At 43.8% G+C, this 19,645-nt stretch carries 18 protein-coding genes and 2 tRNA genes; 17 read left to right on the top strand and 3 right to left on the bottom strand.

What is annotated here, in order from left to right:
- Positions 1 to 7 precede the first annotated feature (7 nt).
- The 5 genes from leuB (at position 8) to EAI95_RS02535 (ending at position 4,181) form a co-directional block, all read left to right on the top strand.
- Positions 8 to 1,045 carry a 3-isopropylmalate dehydrogenase gene (gene leuB, locus EAI95_RS02555; RefSeq protein WP_129822097.1) on the top strand — a complete coding sequence of 346 codons (1,038 nt, stop codon included), beginning with the start codon at positions 8 to 10 and terminating at the stop codon, positions 1,043 to 1,045.
- Entirely contained in the window at positions 1,042 to 1,311 is a 270-nt protein-coding gene (locus tag EAI95_RS02550; protein WP_048689804.1) for a DUF1294 domain-containing protein, read from the top strand. Before leuB ends, EAI95_RS02550 begins: the two co-directional genes overlap by 4 nt.
- 2 nt (positions 1,312 to 1,313) lie before the next feature.
- On the top strand, positions 1,314 to 2,696 hold the full coding sequence (gene leuC, locus EAI95_RS02545) for a 3-isopropylmalate dehydratase large subunit (protein WP_129822096.1): 1,383 nt from the start codon (positions 1,314 to 1,316) through the stop codon (positions 2,694 to 2,696).
- A gap of 11 nt (positions 2,697 to 2,707) precedes the next feature.
- Positions 2,708 to 3,298 carry a 3-isopropylmalate dehydratase small subunit gene (gene leuD, locus EAI95_RS02540; RefSeq protein WP_006596431.1) on the top strand — a complete coding sequence of 197 codons (591 nt, stop codon included), beginning with the start codon at positions 2,708 to 2,710 and terminating at the stop codon, positions 3,296 to 3,298.
- A 97-nt stretch (positions 3,299 to 3,395) separates the two neighbouring features.
- Positions 3,396 to 4,181, top strand: a complete 786-nt coding sequence (locus tag EAI95_RS02535) for a Sua5/YciO/YrdC/YwlC family protein (protein ID WP_006596430.1) — start codon at positions 3,396 to 3,398, stop codon at positions 4,179 to 4,181.
- A gap of 224 nt (positions 4,182 to 4,405) precedes the next feature.
- Here the strand turns inward: EAI95_RS02535 and EAI95_RS02530 are convergent, their stop codons facing one another.
- Positions 4,406 to 5,038, bottom strand: coding sequence for a DUF421 domain-containing protein (locus EAI95_RS02530; protein ID WP_129822095.1), 633 nt, complete (start codon positions 5,036 to 5,038; stop codon positions 4,406 to 4,408).
- The gene (locus EAI95_RS02525; RefSeq protein ID WP_129822094.1) at positions 5,035 to 5,487 is read right to left on the bottom strand and encodes a DUF3290 family protein; all 453 of its coding nucleotides are present in this window, start codon (positions 5,485 to 5,487) and stop codon (positions 5,035 to 5,037) included. The genes EAI95_RS02530 and EAI95_RS02525 overlap by 4 nt, the downstream gene beginning before the upstream one ends.
- Before the next feature lie 168 nt (positions 5,488 to 5,655).
- Between EAI95_RS02525 and EAI95_RS02520 the strand changes: the two genes are divergently transcribed.
- Genes EAI95_RS02520 through EAI95_RS02505 form a run of 4 tightly spaced genes read left to right on the top strand, consistent with a single transcriptional unit; the run spans position 5,656 to position 9,463 of the window.
- Positions 5,656 to 6,432 carry an SDR family NAD(P)-dependent oxidoreductase gene (locus EAI95_RS02520; protein ID WP_129822344.1) on the top strand — a complete coding sequence of 259 codons (777 nt, stop codon included), beginning with the start codon at positions 5,656 to 5,658 and terminating at the stop codon, positions 6,430 to 6,432.
- Entirely contained in the window at positions 6,429 to 7,571 is a 1,143-nt protein-coding gene (locus EAI95_RS02515; protein ID WP_129822093.1) for a glycosyltransferase, read from the top strand. The genes EAI95_RS02520 and EAI95_RS02515 overlap by 4 nt, the downstream gene beginning before the upstream one ends.
- The gene (locus EAI95_RS02510; protein WP_129822092.1) at positions 7,564 to 8,220 is read left to right on the top strand and encodes a hypothetical protein; all 657 of its coding nucleotides are present in this window, start codon (positions 7,564 to 7,566) and stop codon (positions 8,218 to 8,220) included. Before EAI95_RS02515 ends, EAI95_RS02510 begins: the two co-directional genes overlap by 8 nt.
- The gene (locus EAI95_RS02505; RefSeq protein WP_129822091.1) at positions 8,180 to 9,463 is read left to right on the top strand and encodes a glycosyltransferase; all 1,284 of its coding nucleotides are present in this window, start codon (positions 8,180 to 8,182) and stop codon (positions 9,461 to 9,463) included. The genes EAI95_RS02510 and EAI95_RS02505 overlap by 41 nt, the downstream gene beginning before the upstream one ends.
- An 81-nt stretch (positions 9,464 to 9,544) precedes the next feature.
- On the opposite strand, the gene plsY is transcribed toward EAI95_RS02505, so the two are convergent.
- Positions 9,545 to 10,186 carry a glycerol-3-phosphate 1-O-acyltransferase PlsY gene (plsY, locus tag EAI95_RS02500; protein WP_173018596.1) on the bottom strand — a complete coding sequence of 214 codons (642 nt, stop codon included), beginning with the start codon at positions 10,184 to 10,186 and terminating at the stop codon, positions 9,545 to 9,547.
- A gap of 188 nt (positions 10,187 to 10,374) precedes the next feature.
- Between plsY and parE the strand changes: the two genes are divergently transcribed.
- The 8 genes from parE to rpsA all read left to right on the top strand — a co-directional run bounded on the left by parE (position 10,375) and on the right by rpsA (position 19,584).
- Positions 10,375 to 12,324, top strand: a complete 1,950-nt coding sequence (gene parE / locus EAI95_RS02495) for a DNA topoisomerase IV subunit B (protein ID WP_129822089.1) — start codon at positions 10,375 to 10,377, stop codon at positions 12,322 to 12,324.
- Positions 12,325 to 12,939: 615 nt separating this feature from the next.
- Positions 12,940 to 13,758: an aminoglycoside 6-adenylyltransferase gene (locus EAI95_RS02485; RefSeq protein ID WP_129822088.1), complete on the top strand. Its 819-nt coding sequence runs from the start codon at positions 12,940 to 12,942 to the stop codon at positions 13,756 to 13,758.
- Between the two features lie 217 nt (positions 13,759 to 13,975).
- Positions 13,976 to 16,429 (top strand): DNA topoisomerase IV subunit A, encoded by a 2,454-nt coding sequence (parC, locus tag EAI95_RS02480; protein WP_129822087.1) that lies wholly within the window; start codon positions 13,976 to 13,978, stop codon positions 16,427 to 16,429.
- A gap of 173 nt (positions 16,430 to 16,602) precedes the next feature.
- Positions 16,603 to 17,628, top strand: coding sequence for a branched-chain amino acid aminotransferase (locus EAI95_RS02475; protein ID WP_129822086.1), 1,026 nt, complete (start codon positions 16,603 to 16,605; stop codon positions 17,626 to 17,628).
- Between the two features lie 144 nt (positions 17,629 to 17,772).
- Positions 17,773 to 18,003 (top strand): DUF2969 domain-containing protein, encoded by a 231-nt coding sequence (locus EAI95_RS02470; RefSeq protein WP_048715920.1) that lies wholly within the window; start codon positions 17,773 to 17,775, stop codon positions 18,001 to 18,003.
- 52 nt (positions 18,004 to 18,055) lie between these two features.
- A tRNA-Tyr gene (locus EAI95_RS02465) sits at positions 18,056 to 18,136 on the top strand.
- Positions 18,137 to 18,145: 9 nt separating this feature from the next.
- Positions 18,146 to 18,217 (top strand) — tRNA-Gln (locus EAI95_RS02460).
- 167 nt (positions 18,218 to 18,384) lie between these two features.
- A complete protein-coding gene (rpsA, locus tag EAI95_RS02455; protein ID WP_006596419.1) occupies positions 18,385 to 19,584 on the top strand; it encodes a 30S ribosomal protein S1 in 1,200 nt (399 codons plus the stop codon).
- The last annotated feature ends 61 nt before the right edge of the window (positions 19,585 to 19,645 follow it).

The raw sequence follows: 19,645 nt of genomic DNA, 5'->3' as shown, positions 1-19,645 counted from the left end.
GAACACTATGACGAAGAAGATTGTCGCCCTAGCTGGAGACGGGATTGGACCAGAGATCATGGAGGCTGGCCTGTCCGTGCTGAAAGCAGTGGCAGAAAAAACAAATTTTGACTATTCAGTCCAAGATCATCCATTTGGGGGAGCAGGGATTGATGTGGCTGGTCATCCTCTACCAGCTTCTACTCTAGAAGCTACAAAGGAAGCGGATGCCATTCTCTTAGCGGCTATCGGATGTCCTCAGTATGACCAATCACCGATTCGTCCGGAGCAAGGCTTGTTAGCTCTTCGTAAGGAGCTCAACCTTTATGCTAACATTCGTCCGGTCAAGATTTACGACTCCCTCAAGCACCTCTCTCCTTTGAAGGAGGAGCGCATCCATGGTGTGGATTTCGTAGTAGTTCGCGAGCTCACCGGCGGGATCTACTTCGGAGAGCATATCTTAGAAGAAAATCAAGCACGGGATATCAACGACTACTCAGTTGAAGAAGTGGAGCGAATCGTGCGGAAGGCTTTTGAGATTGCGCGGGGACGTCGCAAGAAAGTCACCAGCATTGATAAACAAAATGTCCTCGCAACCTCCAAACTTTGGAGAAAAGTAGCTGATCGAGTGGCTCAAGACTTTCCAGATGTGACCTTGGAGCACCAGTTGGTAGACTCAGCAGCCATGCTCATGATTACCAATCCTTCTCGCTTTGATGTCATCGTGACGGAAAACCTCTTTGGTGATATCCTCTCAGACGAGTCCAGTGTCTTGTCTGGCACTCTTGGGGTCATGCCATCGGCTAGCCATTCAGAATCAGGTTCAAGCATGTATGAGCCTATTCATGGATCAGCTCCAGATATTGCAGGTCAAGGCGTGGCGAATCCAGTCTCGATGATCCTCTCTGTTGCCATGATGATGCGAGAAAGCTTTGATCGAGAAGAAGATGCTAGCCGCATTGAAAAAGCAGTGGAAGCTACTCTTGCTGCAGGGATCTTTACGAGAGACCTAGGAGGCAGTGCTTCGACAAAAGAAATGACAGAAGAGATTATAAAACGCTTATGAGTGTAAAAGGAATGATTACTGGCTTGATCCTTCTATGGAATCTCTTCGTAGGGATTCTCTACGGAGTTGATAAGGAAAAGGCCAAAAGAAATACTTGGCGGATACCAGAAAAGACCTTGCTCTTTTATGCTTTTGCAGTTGGAGGGCTAGGAGCGTGGATAGGAGGGCTACTCTTTCATCACAAGACACAGAAGTGGTATTTTAAGGTCACCTGGCTCTTAGGAACCCTTCTCACACTTTACACACTCTACGCTTTATGGAGGTAAGGATGGCAGGAAAATCAATTTTTGATAAAATCTGGGAACGGCATGTAGTGACCGGTGAGGAAGGCCAGCCCCAACTCATGTATGTGGACCAACACTATATCCACGAGGTGACCAGTCCCCAGGCTTTTCAAGGGCTTAGAGACACTGGTAGAAGGGTTCGGAGACCAGATTTAACCTTTGGAACCTTTGATCACAATGTCCCGACTGTTAACATTTATGATATCCGGGATGTGATTTCCAAGGCTCAGATTGATAAATTAGCTGAAAATGTCAAGGACTTTGGGATCGATCATGCAGGTCATGGTTCAGAAAAACAGGGAATTGTCCATATGGTTGGTCCTGAAACAGGACGTACCCAGCCTGGAAAGTTCATTGTCTGTGGAGACAGCCATACGGCGACCCATGGAGCTTTCGGCGCCATTGCCTTTGGAATTGGGACCAGTGAGGTGGAGCATGTCTTTGCGACTCAGACCATCTGGCAGGTCAAACCGAAGAAGCTCTTGGTCGAGTTTACTGGAAAGCCTCAGAAGGGGATTTATGCCAAGGACTATATTTTGACCTTGATTGCTCGTTATGGCGTAGCCTGTGGGGTTGGCCATGTGGTCGAGTATAGAGGGGAAGCAATCGATAGCCTCACCATGGAAGAGCGGATGACCATCTGCAATATGTCCATTGAATTCGGCTCTAAGATGGGGATTATGAATCCAGATGAGACGACTTTTGACTATCTCCGTGGTCGTGAATGTGTGCCAAAAGATTTTGAAGCTGCAGTAGCCGATTGGCAGTCCCTGGTCAGTGACAACGATGCGACATATGATAGAGTCATCACCATCGATGTATCCCAGTTAGCACCCATGGTGACCTGGGGGACCAACCCTTCTATGGGAGTCGACGTGGAAACAGCCTTCCCAGAAATTCGGGATATGAATGATGAACGGGCCTATGCCTACATGGATCTCCAACCAGGTCAAAAGGCTTCAGACATCGAGTTGGGCTATATCTTTATCGGATCTTGTACCAATGCCAGACTCAGCGATTTGCAGCTGGCTGCCCGTTTCGTAGAAGGGAAGAAAATTGCCCCTAATTTAACCGCCATCGTAGTTCCAGGTTCCCGTCCTGTCAAACGAGCAGCGGAAAAAATGGGTTTGGATAAGATCTTTCTGGATGCTGGCTTTGAATGGCGTGATCCAGGATGCTCTATGTGTCTCGGGATGAATCCAGACAAGGTGCCGGATGGCGTCCACTGTGCCTCTACTAGCAACCGAAACTTTGAAGACCGCCAAGGATTTGGGGCTAAGACCCATCTCTGTAGCCCCGCAATGGCCGCTGCAGCAGCAATAGCCGGTCGCTTTGTCGATGTGCGCCAAATGCCAGAAGTTGAGTAAAAGGAGGAATCATGGAGAAATTTACCATTTATACGGGAACTACGGTTCCTTTGATGAACGATAATATCGATACCGACCAAATCCTCCCCAAGCAATTTTTAAAGCTGATTGATAAAAAAGGCTTTGGTAAATACCTCATGTACGCTTGGCGCTACTTGGATGATCAATACACCGAGGATCCAGAATTTATCTTTAACAAACCAGAATACAGCAAGGCAACCATCTTGATTACTGGCGACAATTTTGGGGCTGGTTCTTCTCGGGAGCACGCAGCCTGGGCTTTAGCTGATTATGGCTTTAAAGTCGTTATCGCCGGCTCTTTTGGAGATATCCATTACAATAATGAACTCAATAATGGGATGCTACCAATAGTCCAGCCTTTAGAGGTTCGTCAAAAGCTGGCAAGCTTGAAGCCGACAGATGAGGTAACGGTGGATTTGGAAGAGCAGAAGATCATCTCGCCTGTTGGAGAATTTAGCTTTGAGATCGATGGGGATTGGAAGAACAAATTACTCAACGGTCTAGATGATATTGGGATTACCCTCCAATACGAGGACTTGATTGCTGCTTATGAGAAGAATCGGCCCGCCTATTGGCAATAAAAATTGTATAGTTAATTAAGAATTTTCAGAAAATATATTGAAGCTTTTTTGGAATTTTGATAGAATAGAAAAAAAGAAATAGAAGAGGACGAAATTTATGACAAAACACATTCAATGGGACGGAACACTTTCACAAGAAGGATTTGACATTCTTAAAGGCGAGGGTGGTTGTATCGTCTGCCCTACCAAAGTCGGCTACATCATCATGACCAGCGACAAGGCTGGCTTGGAACGCAAGTTTGAAGCCAAAGAACGTAACCGCAACAAACCAGGTGTCGTTCTTTGCGGAAGTATGGATGAACTTCGTGCCCTTGCGCAATTGAATCCTGAAATCGAAGCCTTCTACCAAAAACATTGGGATGAAGATATCTTGCTTGGTTGTATCCTTCCTTGGCGTGAAGATGCCTATGCCAAATTACAAGCCTTCGGCGATGGACGTGAAGAACTCATGACAGATGTTCGTGGAACCAGCTGTTTTGTCATCAAATTCGGTAAAGCTGGTGAGCAAATCGCCAAAGAAATGTGGGAAAAAGAAGGCAAAATGGTTTATGCCTCTTCAGCTAACCCATCTGGTAAAGGAAATCGTGGGAAAGTCGAGGGAATCGGAGAGCGAATCGAAGGTGCCGTGGATTTGGTCATCGAAGCCGATGATTATGTAGCCTCTATCCAACCAGACAAGACTATTGAAACTCGCTATGAACAAGGAGTGATGGTTTCTATGGTTGATGCAGAAGGAAAACTCATCCCAGAACAAGGAGCAGGTAGCCGTTCTGTCAATACTTGCCCAGTCGTGATCCGTAAAGGATTGGATATCGATAAGATCATGATGCACCTATCCGATCATTTCAACTCTTGGAACTATCGCCAAGGGGAATACTATTAAAAGATAGATGTATTAAAAAGAAAGTGGGACAGAAATCGGTCATTCGTTAGAATTCGATTTCGTCGTCCCACCTCCGTACAATTGAGTAGGGCTGTAAAAGCTGATGAAATCAGCGTAGTAGAGTCCACTCAACCACTGCGTCTTGCTCGACAATCCAAAGACAATCGAGAGGCTGGGACTTTTGTCCCAGCCTCTTTTGATTGAGTAGGAGTTGAAGTAACTTTTTAATAAGTCACGACATTAATCTCACCCTTGTCGTACTCAGCGATAAAGATGTCATCGACATTTTCAAATCCTTTTTTATTCAGTTCGGCCATAAGCCATTCTTCAGTTTTACCGATGGTCTCTAAGATTTCTACTTGGACTACACCATCTGTAATGATTGGGTATTTGGGATTTTCATCTCCCATTCGAACGATTATGAGTTGGCCATTTTGTTCGATGATGGCTCTTTTGACTTCTTTCAATTGGAAGACCCCTTGAGAGCGCAACTTAAGAGCGACGTCAGAAGCAGAAAGGCCTTTTGAGCGACAAGCTTCTGGATCTAATTTTCCGTTTTTTATGATAATAGTTGGTTTTCCATCAATCAGATGTTTGATGAAGGATACATTGGTATTAAGCCATTTGAGTGACAGAATCAAAATCGTCCAGATGATGAGGATGACGACATATTGAAGGATGGTAATCGAGCTATTGTAGATGACCCCGCCGATAATACCCCCGAGAACAAAGTTCTGTATTTGGTCTACTGCAGAACTTGGCGCTAAATTTCCTTTTCCTGTTACGTTAATAACAAAAACAAGAGAAAGAAGCCCGAAGGCCAATTTAATTGCAATTGTAGCAAAAAAGCTTATCATTTTTCAACCTCCACCAGTTCTACATCTGTTTTATATAAGTCCATTTTTTCAAGTAAATAGCTATCTGGGTCTGTTTCGCTAATCGCACGATAGAATTGCTTGTCTACCTTGATAATAGCTCCATCGGTCGTCGCTGAAGTATTGACGTAGACATCTTCTTTTTCAACTCCTAACTCTTTTGAAACGACTTCGATAAAGTGCAAAGAGCTACGGAATTGATTGTCGTTGGACTGATTGCTTTGGAAATTTGAAATACCAATCAAAACAACGGCCACTAAGATTAAGACAGAAATGATTGATAATTCACGGAACTTACTTCCGCGTTTATCCTTAAATGCCTTAAAGGCAAAAAAAGCCGTTACCAACACTAAGAGAATGGACATGATTACCATGACCCAATTTTGTTGACTAATCTGACTCAATACATAATCATATGAATAGAATTTCATAAAAATCCCTCACTTATTTTTTTATTCAAGATATTATAAATTATTTCAATCCATATTTCAATGATTAAAAGTGAAATTCTCATTATTTTAAGGTATAGATTGTACATTAAATGTTGAAGAATGGCAGTAGATGTTTTCTATCTAATCGAAATTTGGTACACTAGAGCTATGAAGATGGAAGATACAATTAATAAAGCGATCATTTTAGGGGCTACAGGAGGGATTGGCCGGCAGCTAGCGAAAGAATTGGCAAGAAGGCTGGATCATCTGGTCTTAGTAGGTCGGGATTCAGACAGACTCTCCCAAGTCCAAGAGGAACTAACTGGGAGCAAGGCGCAACTGTCAATCCTAGCATTAGATATGCTAGATCAAATGGCTCTAGAAGCCTTTGTAGAGAACCTAGATGCAGATTTTCTTGTCAATTGTGCGGGTTTATCTTACTTTTCCCGTGGAAGTGACCTTGATTCAGCTAGTGAGCAAGACCTCTGGCAAGTCAACTACCATGCTCCAGTCCAACTAATCAAGCAGGTGGTGAAGAAGAATCAGAAGATCCACTTGGTCCAGCTGTCATCTCTGGCTGCTCTTTTTCCTCATCCCTATTTAGCAGCCTACAGTGCCAGTAAGGCTGCCTTGCAGACCTACACTCTTGCTCTCCAGGAGGAACTGAAGCAATCAGATTCACCGATTCAGCTAGGTCTCTATATTCTTGGACCAGTCCAAACAGCTATTCTTCCTCCCAAACTAGTAGAAGCATTGGGTGGCGGTCGCTTGCAGATGAAGCCTGAGAAAGTCGCTCAGCAGTTGATTCGATTCATAGAAAGAGATACTTCCTATGCTGTTATCGGCCTTCGCTATCGCTTGCTCGTTTTGCTAGGTCGTCTGCTTCCCCAAAGATGGATCATTCGTCTCCTTGCACGGTATTTACGAAAGGGACTTACTAGATGAAATTTTTATTTATATTTTTAGGCGTTGCTTATCTTCTCTTATTTCTCATCCGTTGGTTACTGTCCTTCATTTATTATAAAAAAGGCCAGTCTCATATTGCAGACTTCCCAGAAGAGCTTTTTACAGTGGTCCAACCCATCCTCTCTGGGGATCCTCGTTTAGCGAATGATTTGCTGGCCAATCTCCAGCAAACAGAAGCAGTGGAATTCTACTGGTTGATCGACCAGTCTGATACAGAAGCCCAGCGAGTAGCAGATCAGATTTGCCAAGAGGCTTCCTTTGCCCAACGCATTCGAGTCTTTCTCATTGAAGACGTCCCTCAAGGGATTAATCCCAAGAGTTACAAGATTGAGCAGGTTGTAGAGGAGGTGACCCGGCCTTATCTGATTGTTTTGGACGATGATAGTGTGATTGATTTTTCTAAGATGGGGGAGCTGACTGCCTATTTGGGTCAAGAGGTCATTCTGACAGGTATTCCTTATAACCAGGAGAGAAGCAATTTCTGGTCCAAGCTGGTCGCAGCATTTGTAAATGGCAATTCTTTTATTACTTATTTTACCATGGCAGAAGTTGAGGCGAATCACTCCATCAACGGGATGTTCTATATCCTACCGGTAGAACTTGCAAAAGACCAGGGGCTTTTCACAGCGATTAAGGATTATCTATGTGATGATTTAGCCGTAGCCGATTTTTTAAGGAGTAAAGGAGTATCCATTATCCAAACACGGGTCACCTGTAATGTTCGAACCACTATCAAGGACGTCAAGCAATATCTGCTCCAGATGAAGCGTTGGCTTCTCTTTAGCTCTATCTATCTCAAAGAACACCTGGACTGGAAGGTCTTTTGCCTCATAGGTTTACCGAGTTTTCTGCCTCTTCCAGGTTTGATCTTAAGTCTTATTTTAGGGTGGCCTTATCTTCTTCTAGCCTTAAGCTTACTGGTATTCAAGGCAGTTTGGATGCTCCTGTATCGAAAAAGCATTCTAACCAATCGCTTACACTTGGATGAAGTCACCTACGAAGTGCTGAATGATCTCTTGCTTCCTTGGCTGTTTATCTATGTTCTAATGACTCCTCCTGTGATTAATTGGCGGGGGCGGAAGATTCGTGTGACGGACGGAAAGATTCGTTATGAGTAAGATGAAGTCCTATCTAGACCGTTTGTCTGCTTTATCTCTTGATCAGACCATGCTAAACTCTAATCGCTTGGTTCTCTTTCTCAGTGGGAGCAGTGATGTCACTTGTGCCGGACTGACAGCTGGGCAGCTAGACCTCCTTCATGCGATTTGTCCATCCGGCTATACAGTAGTAGCCAGCAATTTTCCCTTCAATCAAGATTTTGAACATATACAGTTTCCTCAAGTATCCCTCTTGTCGGCTTCTGCATCCAATATCATCTATTATTGGCATACCATTTTGAACCCTCGCTTTCAAAAGCTCTTACAACAACACTTGTCTCCCTTGTTGGAAGCGCAGGAAGTGGTTCTTGTTTGTAAGAGTTCAGGGGTCAATATGCTGACCCAGTGGCTCAGAAGTTTAGGGAATCAAGTCCCCCTTCCAAGATTGCGTGTGATAGCGCTTGGCCCGGTTTCCCAGCTTCTCATAAGTCAAAAGGAGCTAGAACTACTGGTCATCAAAGGAAAGAAAGATCCTTATTCACGTATCCTGGACCACCATTCAGCGGATATTCAAGTGGATACGGATCATTATAGCTATGAATACAGAGAAGATGTGAAAGGAATCATCTATGACTGGATTAGAAAAAGTGATAAAAATCGATGTAATTAGCGTCCCCTTTAGTGGCCATTTATTTCCAACCTTGACTCTGGTAAAGCCCTTACTGGAGGATCCGCGTTTTCAGATCCGTGTTATTACAGGTTTTCAGAAAAAGGCATTGGTTGAGCAGATTGGTTTTGACTGCCTTACCTTATTTCCTGATCGTCCGACAGTCATGGAAGATATAGCCAATACATCAAAGCAAGCAAACCTATTTATCATGTACCAACAATTAGGGGCCAATAGCAGACTGATCCCTGAAGTTTTTGACGAAATAACTCGAATTTGGAACTCTGAGGGGAGACCAGACTTGATCATTGCAGATTTTGTAGCCGCTCCTGCTGGTATGTTAGCAGATCGTTTGGGCATTCCCTGGATTACGACCATTCCAAGTCCAGTAGCGATTGAAAGTCGCACGACAACGCCTGCTTATCTAGGTGGCTGGAAACCTCACCAGGGGACCTTCTACAAGTGGAGAGATTCTCTGGGTAGGCAAGTCATCCGTCTGGCAAAGAAAGTTGGATTTTCGCTAGTTAAGAAGAATCTCGATACCCTAGAGGATTTCAAATTGTACCGTGAAGATGGGACAGAAGCGATCTATTCTCCCTATTCAATCTTGGCTCTAGGCATGAAAGAGTTGGAGTTTCGAGACGATTTTCCATCCCAGCTTAAATGGGTTGGTTATCGCTGTCTATCTTTTGACCGACTTCCTCAAGAACAGAGGCAGTATTTCACTAGCTCTAAAAAGCGGGTCCTCGTCACTTGTGGCACTCATTTAAAATGGGAAAAAGAGCGGATGGTGGAGTTGGCAAAGCTTTTGAGCCAAGAATATCCTGACTATGTCTTTTACGTAACCCTAGGCGACCCTAGTGGTTTGAATCACCTACCCCGGGTGTTGTCAGATAATCTTTTGATTTTTGATTACCTTCCTTATTCAGATGTTCTAAATCAGATGGACTTTGCTATTCATCATGCAGGTGCTGGGATTTTGATGGGGTGTATCGAAGAGGGCATTCCAAGCCTGATTTTGCCCCAGGACTATGACCAGTTTGACAATGCGGTTCGGGCTGAGTTATTCCAAATAGGATTGGTCTCTCGTAAAAAGACAGATTCCGAAGTCTTGCGCTTATTTAATGAATTGGTTTCTCGGGAAGATTGGTCGCACCTAAAGGCTCTGGCTCAGAAAAGCAAAGCCTACCAGCCAACGAAGATTCTTTATCAAGAAATAGAGAGACTCATGAAAGTGAGGTTATAGAAGAAGTGGAGGAGGCGACTCCTGTTTGCTTTCTTCCAAATACCTTCTATTATTGAACATAAAAAAACTAGAGGTTTGACTCTAGTCTTTTTGTTTTTGATGGGTGATGTTTTTTCCCCAAGAGATGATGTTTTCATTCTTGTTGAGGATGCGCTTGATATTGTCCTTGTGGCGGATGATGATCAAGGTGGCCAAAGCGAGGACAATAAGAGTGAAAATAAGGTCATAGCTTGGGAGGATCCAGCCAGTCAATGGGAGGAAGAGAACTCCGATACTAGCCAGAATAGCAACCGTTACACTTGAAAAAGAAATCATGCTGGTTAAATAGAGGCTAACAAAGAAATAGATGGCTAAGAGGATGAGGAAAACGGGAGAGAAACCAATGAGAACCCCAGCACTGGTCGCGACTGCCTTGCCTCCTTTAAAGTTAGCAAAAATAGGGAAGGTGTGGCCGAGGACAGCGAGAAGACCAAAGATCATTGGCGAGATTCCCGTGACCCCAAAAATAGTCGGCAATAAAACAGCCAAAGTTCCCTTGAGGAAATCAATCGCAAATACGATAATTCCAGCTTTCTTCCCTAAAATCCGAAAGGTATTGGTCGTCCCTGTATTCCCAGAACCGTGTTCCCGTAGATTGATGTTAAAGAAGATTTTCCCAATCCACAAACCAGAAGGGATAGAACCTAATAAGTATGCTAATACGAGTAAAAGAATAGTTTTCATCATAGTTTCATTATATCAAAAATGCTTTGAATGAAAAAGAAAATTTCTAGCTGAAGTGTCACATCGGATAGTTGATTTGATCCAATCGCACGTAAATAGCCTAGTTAAAGGGAGAGAAGAAAGAAAAATTTTGCAAAATTTCCTAAAAAGCTGTAATATAGAAAAGATGAACAAACAGGAGGTTCCTTGTGTCTAAAAAGGAAATCAACATTAATAATTACAATGACGATGCCATTCAGGTACTAGAAGGGTTGGATGCGGTCCGTAAACGTCCAGGGATGTACATCGGATCGACAGATGGAAATGGGCTTCACCATTTGGTCTGGGAAATTGTCGACAATGCGGTCGATGAAGCCCTATCTGGTTTTGGTTCTCAAATTGACGTTACCATCAACAAAGATGGTTCCTTATCTGTAGCTGACCAAGGTCGAGGGATGCCGACAGGGATGCATGCTATGGGCAAACCAACCGTTGAGGTCATCTTTACCGTCCTCCATGCTGGAGGAAAGTTTGGTCAAGGGGGCTATAAGACATCTGGAGGTCTTCACGGAGTGGGATCTTCTGTCGTCAATGCCCTTTCTAGCTGGCTAGAGGTTGAGATTACCCGTGATGGAGCTGTCTACAAGCAACGTTTTGAAGATGGTGGGAAGCCCGTTACTACTCTTGAGAAGATTGGGTCGGCTCCTAAGTCTAAGACGGGAACTAAGGTTACCTTCATGCCGGATCCAACCATCTTCTCAACAACCGATTTCAAGTTTAATACCATTGCTGAGCGGATCAAAGAATCAGCCTTCTTGCTCAAGGATGTAACACTGACGCTGACCGATCTCCGCAAGGAAGAAGACAACCATGTGGCCTTTCACTATGAAAATGGTGTCCAAGATTTCGTAGAGTACTTGAACGAAGACAAGGAAACCTTGACTCCCGTTCTCTACTTTAATGGGGAATCAGAAGGCTTCCAAGTAGAAGTTGCTCTCCAATACAATGATGGTTACTCTGATAATATCTTGTCCTTCGTCAACAATGTCCGCACCAAGGATGGGGGAACCCACGAGACAGGATTGAAGACAGCCATTACCAAGGCTATGAACGACTATGCAAGAAAGACGGGTCTTCTCAAAGAAAAAGACAAGAACCTAGAGGGATCCGACTATCGCGAAGGCTTGTCTGCTGTTCTTTCGATCTTGGTGCCAGAAGCTCATTTGCAGTTTGAAGGGCAGACCAAGGACAAACTAGGAAGTCCACTTGCTCGACCAGTTGTTGACGGCATTGTCGCTGACAAGTTGACCTTCTTCCTCATGGAAAATGGGGAGTTGGCTTCCAATCTGATCCGCAAGGCTATCAAGGCCCGGGATGCGCGTGAAGCCGCTCGGAAGGCGCGGGATGAGAGTCGAAATGGCAAGAAGAACAAGAAGGATAAGGGACTCTTATCTGGTAAATTGACCCCAGCCCAGTCCAAGAATCCTGCCAAGAACGAACTCTATCTAGTCGAAGGAGACTCAGCCGGTGGATCTGCTAAGCAAGGTCGGGACCGTAAGTTCCAGGCTATCCTTCCGCTTCGAGGGAAGGTTCTTAATACCGAAAAGGCTAATATGAGTGATATCCTCAAAAACGAGGAAATCAACACCATGATCTACACCATCGGTGCTGGAGTCGGGGCTGACTTTACAATTGAAGATGCCAACTATGACAAGATTATCATCATGACCGATGCGGATACGGATGGAGCCCACATTCAGACCCTTCTCCTAACTTTCTTCTACCGCTATATGCGCCCCTTGGTTGAAGCAGGACGTGTCTATATCGCCATGCCTCCTCTTTACAAGATGTCTAAAGGGAAAGGCAAGAAAGAAGAAGTGGCTTATGCCTGGACAGACAATGAATTGGAAGACCTACGCCGAACTTTTGGCCGTGGAGCAACCCTTCAACGGTACAAAGGGTTGGGTGAGATGAATGCGGACCAGCTTTGGGAAACCACCATGAACCCAGAAACCCGCACCTTGATTCGTGTCACGATTGATGATTTGGCGCGTGCAGAACGCCGTGTCTCAGTCCTCATGGGTGACAAGGCAGCCCCTCGCCGCCAATGGATCGAAGACAATGTTAAGTTTACCCTGGAAGAAACGACCGCGTTTTAAGAAGTGCGAGTGATGGATAGTTCAGGACATTCGATTATATGGACTTACTTAGGTTTTATTCTCTTAGTCTCATCGCCCTCAGCTATTTTTGCATTCTTTATGAATCATCGGAAAAAAAGTTTACTAGGACTTTATGCACCGATCGTGTTTACTTTGTTCATGATCTTGATGCTTATTTTTAATATAGAGGGCTCAGAATCCGCTGCTTTAGGGGCGACCTTTATCATGTTTTTATTTGGCTTTCCTTTGATAATAGGAGCCTTAGTCTACACACTGATTCGTTTGTGTTTCGTTTATAGGAAGAATCTGCGGAAGGGACTTTTGATTTTCCTATCCTATATCTTAGGCCCCCTATTAATTGGTCTTCTTGGCTTGTGTGTGGTAATGATATTTCAGATTCATCAGTTCGTATTCATAGTCCTTATTTTGATGATTCTGGTTTCCTATCTGCCTCCTCTTTATCTCTATCATTTTGAGCGAGATCAGTAGGCTACGGGACACTTCCTTAATAATATCTTGTCGTTGATTGTATAGAAAATTCAGAAGTGATCAATAGTTTACTGCTCTATCCTGTTAAAATATAACCAATACCTTTAAGTGATGAAGGAGGGAAAGATGAGAACTGATACAGAAATGATGAATCTGATTTTGCAAATAGCTGATACTCTAGAAGTAGAAGCAATTGCTTTATCCGGATCACGAACGAATCCTCAGGCATCCAAAGACGAGTTTCAAGATTACGATGTGGTTTATATAGTTGATGATCTGAAAGACTTGTTATCTGATTTATCTTGGCTAGGCCAGTTTGGAATGCGTCTGATTGAACAGCACAATGTCCTTGGACACCGTCGTCTGTATCTCATGCTTTTTGAAGATGGGAATCGTATTGATTTAACCCTCTGCCCCAAGGAGTATATCCAAGAGTGGGTGGACAGCGAAGCAAATTTTGAAGTTATAAAAGACGACAAAGGTTTGTTTGAAGCCTATCAGCCTAATTCCAAGCGCTATTGGACCGCTCCGCCTACTGAAGAGGAATTTGCAGCATCCTGCAATGAATTTTGGTGGGTATCGGCTTATGTCGTAAAGGCCATTCGAAGAAATCAGCTCATCTATGCGACGGATCACCTCTATGGCATTTGCCAGCAAGAACTCCTCAAGGTCTTTGCTTGGCAGGTGACAAGTGATAGGGGAGCAGTTGATATCGGAAAGAACTACAAATACCTCTTTCACTATCTCCCAGCTGAGAAAGAGAAGGAGTTCTCAGCTCTGCTAAATCTATCTAGTATAGAGAAGGTCAGCCAGTCCTTGTTTGCTACCATGAATGTTTTTGATCGAGAAGCTCAAAGCCTGGCCAAAAAGATGGGATTTGCCTACGATCAGGAAGAGGCTGAGAAGATGATAGCTTATGCTGAAGAGAAACTGTCAAATCATTGATTCAATAATCTATTTTAAACACTTTAAAATACAGAAAGGATAGTTTAGTTACTTGTAGTAACTGAATTCCTTTTTCTAAAAAAATCTACTCTACATTCTTTGAAAGGAGTTGAACACGCCCTAAATACTGTGTGAAAAAGATAAATTCTCTTGTGAGCATGGCTCACTGCAAGAATTTCCTATTTTCACTTTGTATTTTACGGGCTTTGTATCCTATATGAGTAATATCCAAAATATGTCCTTGGAGGACATCATGGGAGAGCGTTTTGGTCGCTACTCCAAATACATTATTCAAGAACGGGCTCTTCCTGATATTCGGGATGGCTTGAAACCTGTTCAACGGCGGATTCTTTATTCTATGAATAAGGATGGCAATACCCATGACAAGGGCTACCGCAAGTCTGCCAAGTCTGTCGGAAATATCATGGGGAATTTTCACCCTCACGGGGATTCTTCTATCTATGATGCCATGGTCCGTATGTCTCAAGACTGGAAGAACCGCGAGATCCTAGTCGAAATGCACGGAAACAATGGCTCCATGGACGGTGATCCACCAGCGGCCATGCGTTATACGGAAGCGCGTTTGTCCGAAATCGCTGGTTATCTTTTGCAAGATATCGAAAAGAACACAGTGCCCTTTGCCTGGAACTTTGACGATACAGAAAAAGAGCCAACTGTTTTGCCGGCGGCCTTTCCAAACCTTTTGGTCAATGGAGCTACAGGAATTTCAGCTGGTTACGCGACAGATATTCCGCCACATAATCTCGCTGAAGTCATCGATGCCGTGGTCTACATGATCGACCATCCATCTGCCCAGGTAGACAAGCTCATGGAGTTTCTACCTGGGCCTGACTTCCCGACTGGTGCCATTATCCAAGGGCGTGATGAGATCAAGAAAGCCTATGAAACTGGTAAGGGCCGGGTGGTTGTCCGCTCTAAGACAGAAATCGAGCAACTCAAAGGTGGTAAGCAGCAAATCGTCGTTACCGAAATCCCTTATGAGATCAACAAGGCTGTTTTGGTCAAGAAGATCGACGATGTCCGTGTTAACAACAAGGTGGCCGGTATTGCGGAAGTCCGGGATGAGTCTGACCGAGATGGTCTTCGCATTGCCATTGAGTTGAAGAAAGATGCCAATGCTGATCTAATCTTGAACTACTTGTTCAAGTACACAGACTTGCAGGTCAACTACAACTTCAATATGGTGGCGATTGATAACTACACACCACGTCAGGTTGGGATCGTACCGATTCTCTCTAGCTACATTGCTCACCGTCGGGATATCATTGTCGCTCGCTCACGCTTTGATAAGGAAAAGGCAGAACGACGCCTCCACATCGTAGAGGGCTTGATCCGCGTCATTTCTATCCTCGATGAAGTGATTGCCTTGATCCGAGCTTCCGATAACAAGGCAGATGCTAAGGAAAACCTCAAGGTCAGCTACGATTTCACGGAAGAACAAGCAGAAGCTATTGTCACCTTGCAATTGTACCGCTTGACCAATACGGATATCGTGACCTTGGAAGAAGAGCATGCCAGTCTCAAGGAGCAAATCGCGACCTTGGCAGCTATCATTGGGGATGAACGGACTATGTTTAACCTCATGAAGAAGGAATTGCGTGAAGTCAAGAAGCTCTTTGGTAACCCGCGTCGTAGTGAGTTGCAAGACACTGCTAAAACGATTGAGATCGATACAGCTAGTCTGATCGTTGAAGAGGAAACCTTCGTCAGCGTGACCCGTGCGGGTTACATTAAACGGACCTCTCCTCGTTCCTTCAATGCGTCGACAGTGGAAGAAGTCGGTAAGCGGGACGACGATGAATTGATTTTCGTAGAGCCTGCTAAGACCACCCAGCATCTTTTGCTCTTTACCAACTTGGGAAATGCCATCTATCGACCTGTTCATGAATTGGCAGATACCAAGTGGAAGGACATCGGGGAGCACCTTAGTCAGACCTTGACCAATTTCGAGCAAGAAGAAGAGATTCTTTTTGCGGAGATTGTGGATCAGTTTGAAGGAGTGACCTACTTTGCAGCTACCCAACAAGGCCAAATCAAGCGTTTTGAACGCAAGGAATTGAGCCCATGGCGGACCTATCGTTCTAAATCAACTAAGTACGCTAAACTGAAGGACCAAGAGGACCGTATCGTAGCGGTTGCACCAGTGGTCCTCGAGGACATCATGATCATTACTAAGAATGGTTATGGCCTCCGATTCAATATTGAAGAGGTTCCAGTGGTAGGGCCCAAAGCAGCAGGTGTTAAAGCCATTAACCTCAAAGACGGGGATCAAGTTATGGCCGTCTTTAAGTCAACGACACCAAGCATGTATATCCTGACCCAGCGAGGCAGCCTCAAACGAATGTCACAAGATGATATTCCTGTGACCAGCCGTGCCAAACGTGGCCTACAGGTCCTGCGTGAACTGAAGTCTAAACCACACCGCGTCTTTAAGGCAGGTCCAGTCTTCACTGACCAGGGCGATTTTGATCTCTTTACTAGCCAAGAAGAAGTGGGAGAGCAAGATCAAATTCTTCAGATTACCTCGACAACAGGTCAGGTGACAGAAGTGGATGTTACTCAACTCAGCTTGTCAGAACGAACTAGCAATGGTTCTTTTGTCAATGATCAAATTTCTGATCAAGAAGTCTTTACTGCTAGAATTAAATAAAAACAAAATTAGCCAGTTTATGGCTAATTTTTTTGCTCGATAAATTTTCTGAAAATTGCAAATTTCACTTGAAATTCTCATGAAATGGTGTAAAATAGAGTACATGAATAAAGTCATCCTTTGTGGTGGCTCTTGCTATTTAGCAAGTCTTGAATGGAAGAAGGAAAACTGACATGACAGTATCACTTGATTGGGAAAATCTTGGATTTTCTTATATGAAATTACCTTACCGCTACATCGCCTATTATCGTAATGGTGCCTGGGAAAATGGAGAACTATCCGAAGATGCCACTCTTCATATTTCGGAATCTTCTCCAAGTTTGCACTATGGACAGCAAGCTTTTGAGGGGCTGAAAGCCTACCGGACAAAAGATGGCAGCATTCAATTGTTCCGTCCTGATGAAAATGCCAAACGCCTTCAACGGACTGCAGATCGCTTGCTTATGCATCAAGTTCCAACGGACATGTTTGTGGAAGCTTGTAAAGCAGTAGTGCGTGCCAATGAAGAATATGTCCCACCATATGGAACAGGTGGAACCCTCTATCTTCGTCCATTGTTGATTGGGGTTGGAGATATCATTGGGGTGAAGCCAGCAGAGGAATACATCTTTACGATCTTTGCTATGCCCGTCGGAAACTACTTCAAGGGTGGCTTGGTTCCAACCAACTTCTTGATCCAAGACGACTATGACCGGGCAGCTCCCCATGGGACAGGTGCAGCGAAAGTCGGTGGAAACTATGCCGCTAGCCTCTTACCTGGTAAATTAGCTAAGTCTCGAAACTTCTCAGACGTGATCTACTTGGATCCTGCAACCCACACCAAGATTGAAGAAGTGGGATCTGCTAACTTCTTTGGGATCACAGCTGATAATGAGTTTGTGACGCCACTTAGCCCATCTATTCTGCCATCCATTACCAAGTATTCCTTGCTCTATCTCGCAGAGCACCGTCTTGGTTTGACACCAATCGAAGGGGATGTCCCAATCGATAACTTAGACCGATTTGTTGAAGCAGGTGCTTGTGGAACTGCCGCAGTTATTTCACCAATCGGAGGAGTTCAGCACGGAGATGACTTCCATGTCTTCTATTCAGAAACGGAAGTAGGGCCGGTTACCCGCAAGCTGTATGATGAATTAACGGGCATCCAGTTTGGTGATATTGAAGCACCAGAAGGATGGATTTTCAAAGTAAACGATTAAAGGAATGATCAGAGGGAGAAGTACTCCCTCTTTTTTCTTAGGAAGCGATACTAGCAAATTAAAATAATTTAATCATGAAACATTTCCGGCTTGCAAGCATGTGAAAAATTTTGTAAAATAAAGGGGTTGAAATGAGGTAGAAGAATGAGTAAAAAAGATAAAAAAATCGAAATCCAAATCTCTGATAGCAAGGTAGTTGTTGGAAAAGATACCTTTGATGGCTACCAATTAGCGATTGGGAAGAAGGCTATTGCAGAGATTGCTGATATGGGGGCTCAGTTCGCTCTTGTGAAAAATGGAGCCGTAGAAAGTCTCTATAAATCACTGGAAAAAGCAGTGGAAAGTGCCATCGAAAATTACAATTTGAATAAATAAGGGGTTGCATTTTCATGAAATCAATGGTATAATTGTGTCTGTTGATTTGCTTGGAGAGATAGCGAAGAGGCTAAACGCGGCGGACTGTAAATCCGCTCCTTCGGGTTCGGGGGTTCGAATCCCTCTCTCTCCATTTCACTTTTGGGGTATAGCCAAGCGGTAAGGCAAGGGACTTTGACTCCCTCATGCGTTGGTTCGAATCCAGCTACCCCAGTTCTAGGTAATATCAGATAAGGTGGTAAAATATCTACTCAGGTATTTTATTTCTTTATATGAAGAAGTCGTTGTAGATCATTTTGATTTCGTTGCGAGTGCTTGCTTAGGAAAAATAATTATAAGTATGTCAAGTTTAGAAAACTTGATTGTTGGAGGATTTTTTAGATGAATGAATTTGAAGATTTGCTAAACAGTGTTAGCCAAGTTGAGCCAGGTGATGTTGTTACTGCTGAAGTTTTGACAGTTGACGCTACACAAGCTAACGTTGCAATCTCTGGAACTGGTGTCGAAGGTGTCTTGACTCTTCGCGAATTGACAAACGATCGTGATGCTGACATCAATGACTTGGTTAAACCAGGTGAAACACTTGAATTGCTTGTTCTTCGTCAAGTAGTTGGTAAAGATACTGATACAGTAACTTACCTTGTATCTAAAAAACGTTTGGAAGCTCGCAAAGCATGGGACAAATTGGTCGGACGTGAAGAAGAAGTTGTTACTGTTAAAGGAACTCGCGCTGTTAAAGGCGGACTTTCAGTAGAATTTGAAGGACTTCGTGGATTTATTCCAGCTTCAATGCTTGATACTCGTTTTGTACGTAACACTGAACGTTTCGTAGGTCAAGAATTTGATGCTAAAATCAAAGAAGTTGACGCAAAAGAAAACCGCTTCATCCTTTCTCGTCGTGAAGTTGTTGAAGCTGCATCAGCTGCAGCTCGCGCTGAAGTATTCGGTAAATTGAATGTTGGTGACGTTGTAACTGGTAAAGTTGCTCGTATCACTAGCTTCGGTGCTTTCATCGACCTTGGTGGTGTTGATGGATTGGTTCACTTGACTGAATTGTCACACGAACGCAACGTTTCACCTAAATCAGTTGTAACTGTTGGTGAAGAAATCGAAGTGAAAGTCCTTGACTTGAACGAAGAAGAAGGTCGCGTATCACTTTCATTGAAAGCTACAACACCTGGACCATGGGATGGCGTAGAACAAAAATTGGCTGCTGGTGATGTCATTGAAGGTACTGTTAAACGTTTGACTGACTTCGGTGCATTCGTTGAAGTATTGCCAGGTATCGATGGACTTGTACACATCTCACAAATTTCACACAAACGTGTTGAAAATCCAAAAGATGTTCTTAAAGTTGGACAAGAAGTAACTGTTAAAGTTCTTGAAGTAAATGCTGCTGATGAACGTGTATCACTTTCTATCAAAGCTCTTGAAGAACGTCCAGCTCAAGAAGAAGGCGAAAAACAAGAAAAACGTCAACAACGTCCACGTCGTCCAAAACAAGAAAAACGTGACTTTGAACTTCCAGAAACTCAAACTGGATTCTCAATGGCTGACTTGTTTGGTGATATTGAATTGTAATCAACATAAAAAGCTTGCTTAGGCAAGCTTTTTTTACTTGTAAAATGATCGATTTTTTGAT

The sequence above is a fragment of the Streptococcus sp. bf_0095 genome, assembly GCF_004166885.1.
Classification (GTDB): domain Bacteria; phylum Bacillota; class Bacilli; order Lactobacillales; family Streptococcaceae; genus Streptococcus.
The sequence above is the reverse complement of the archived record's forward strand: the minus strand, read 5'-3'. Positions and strand labels throughout refer to the sequence as shown.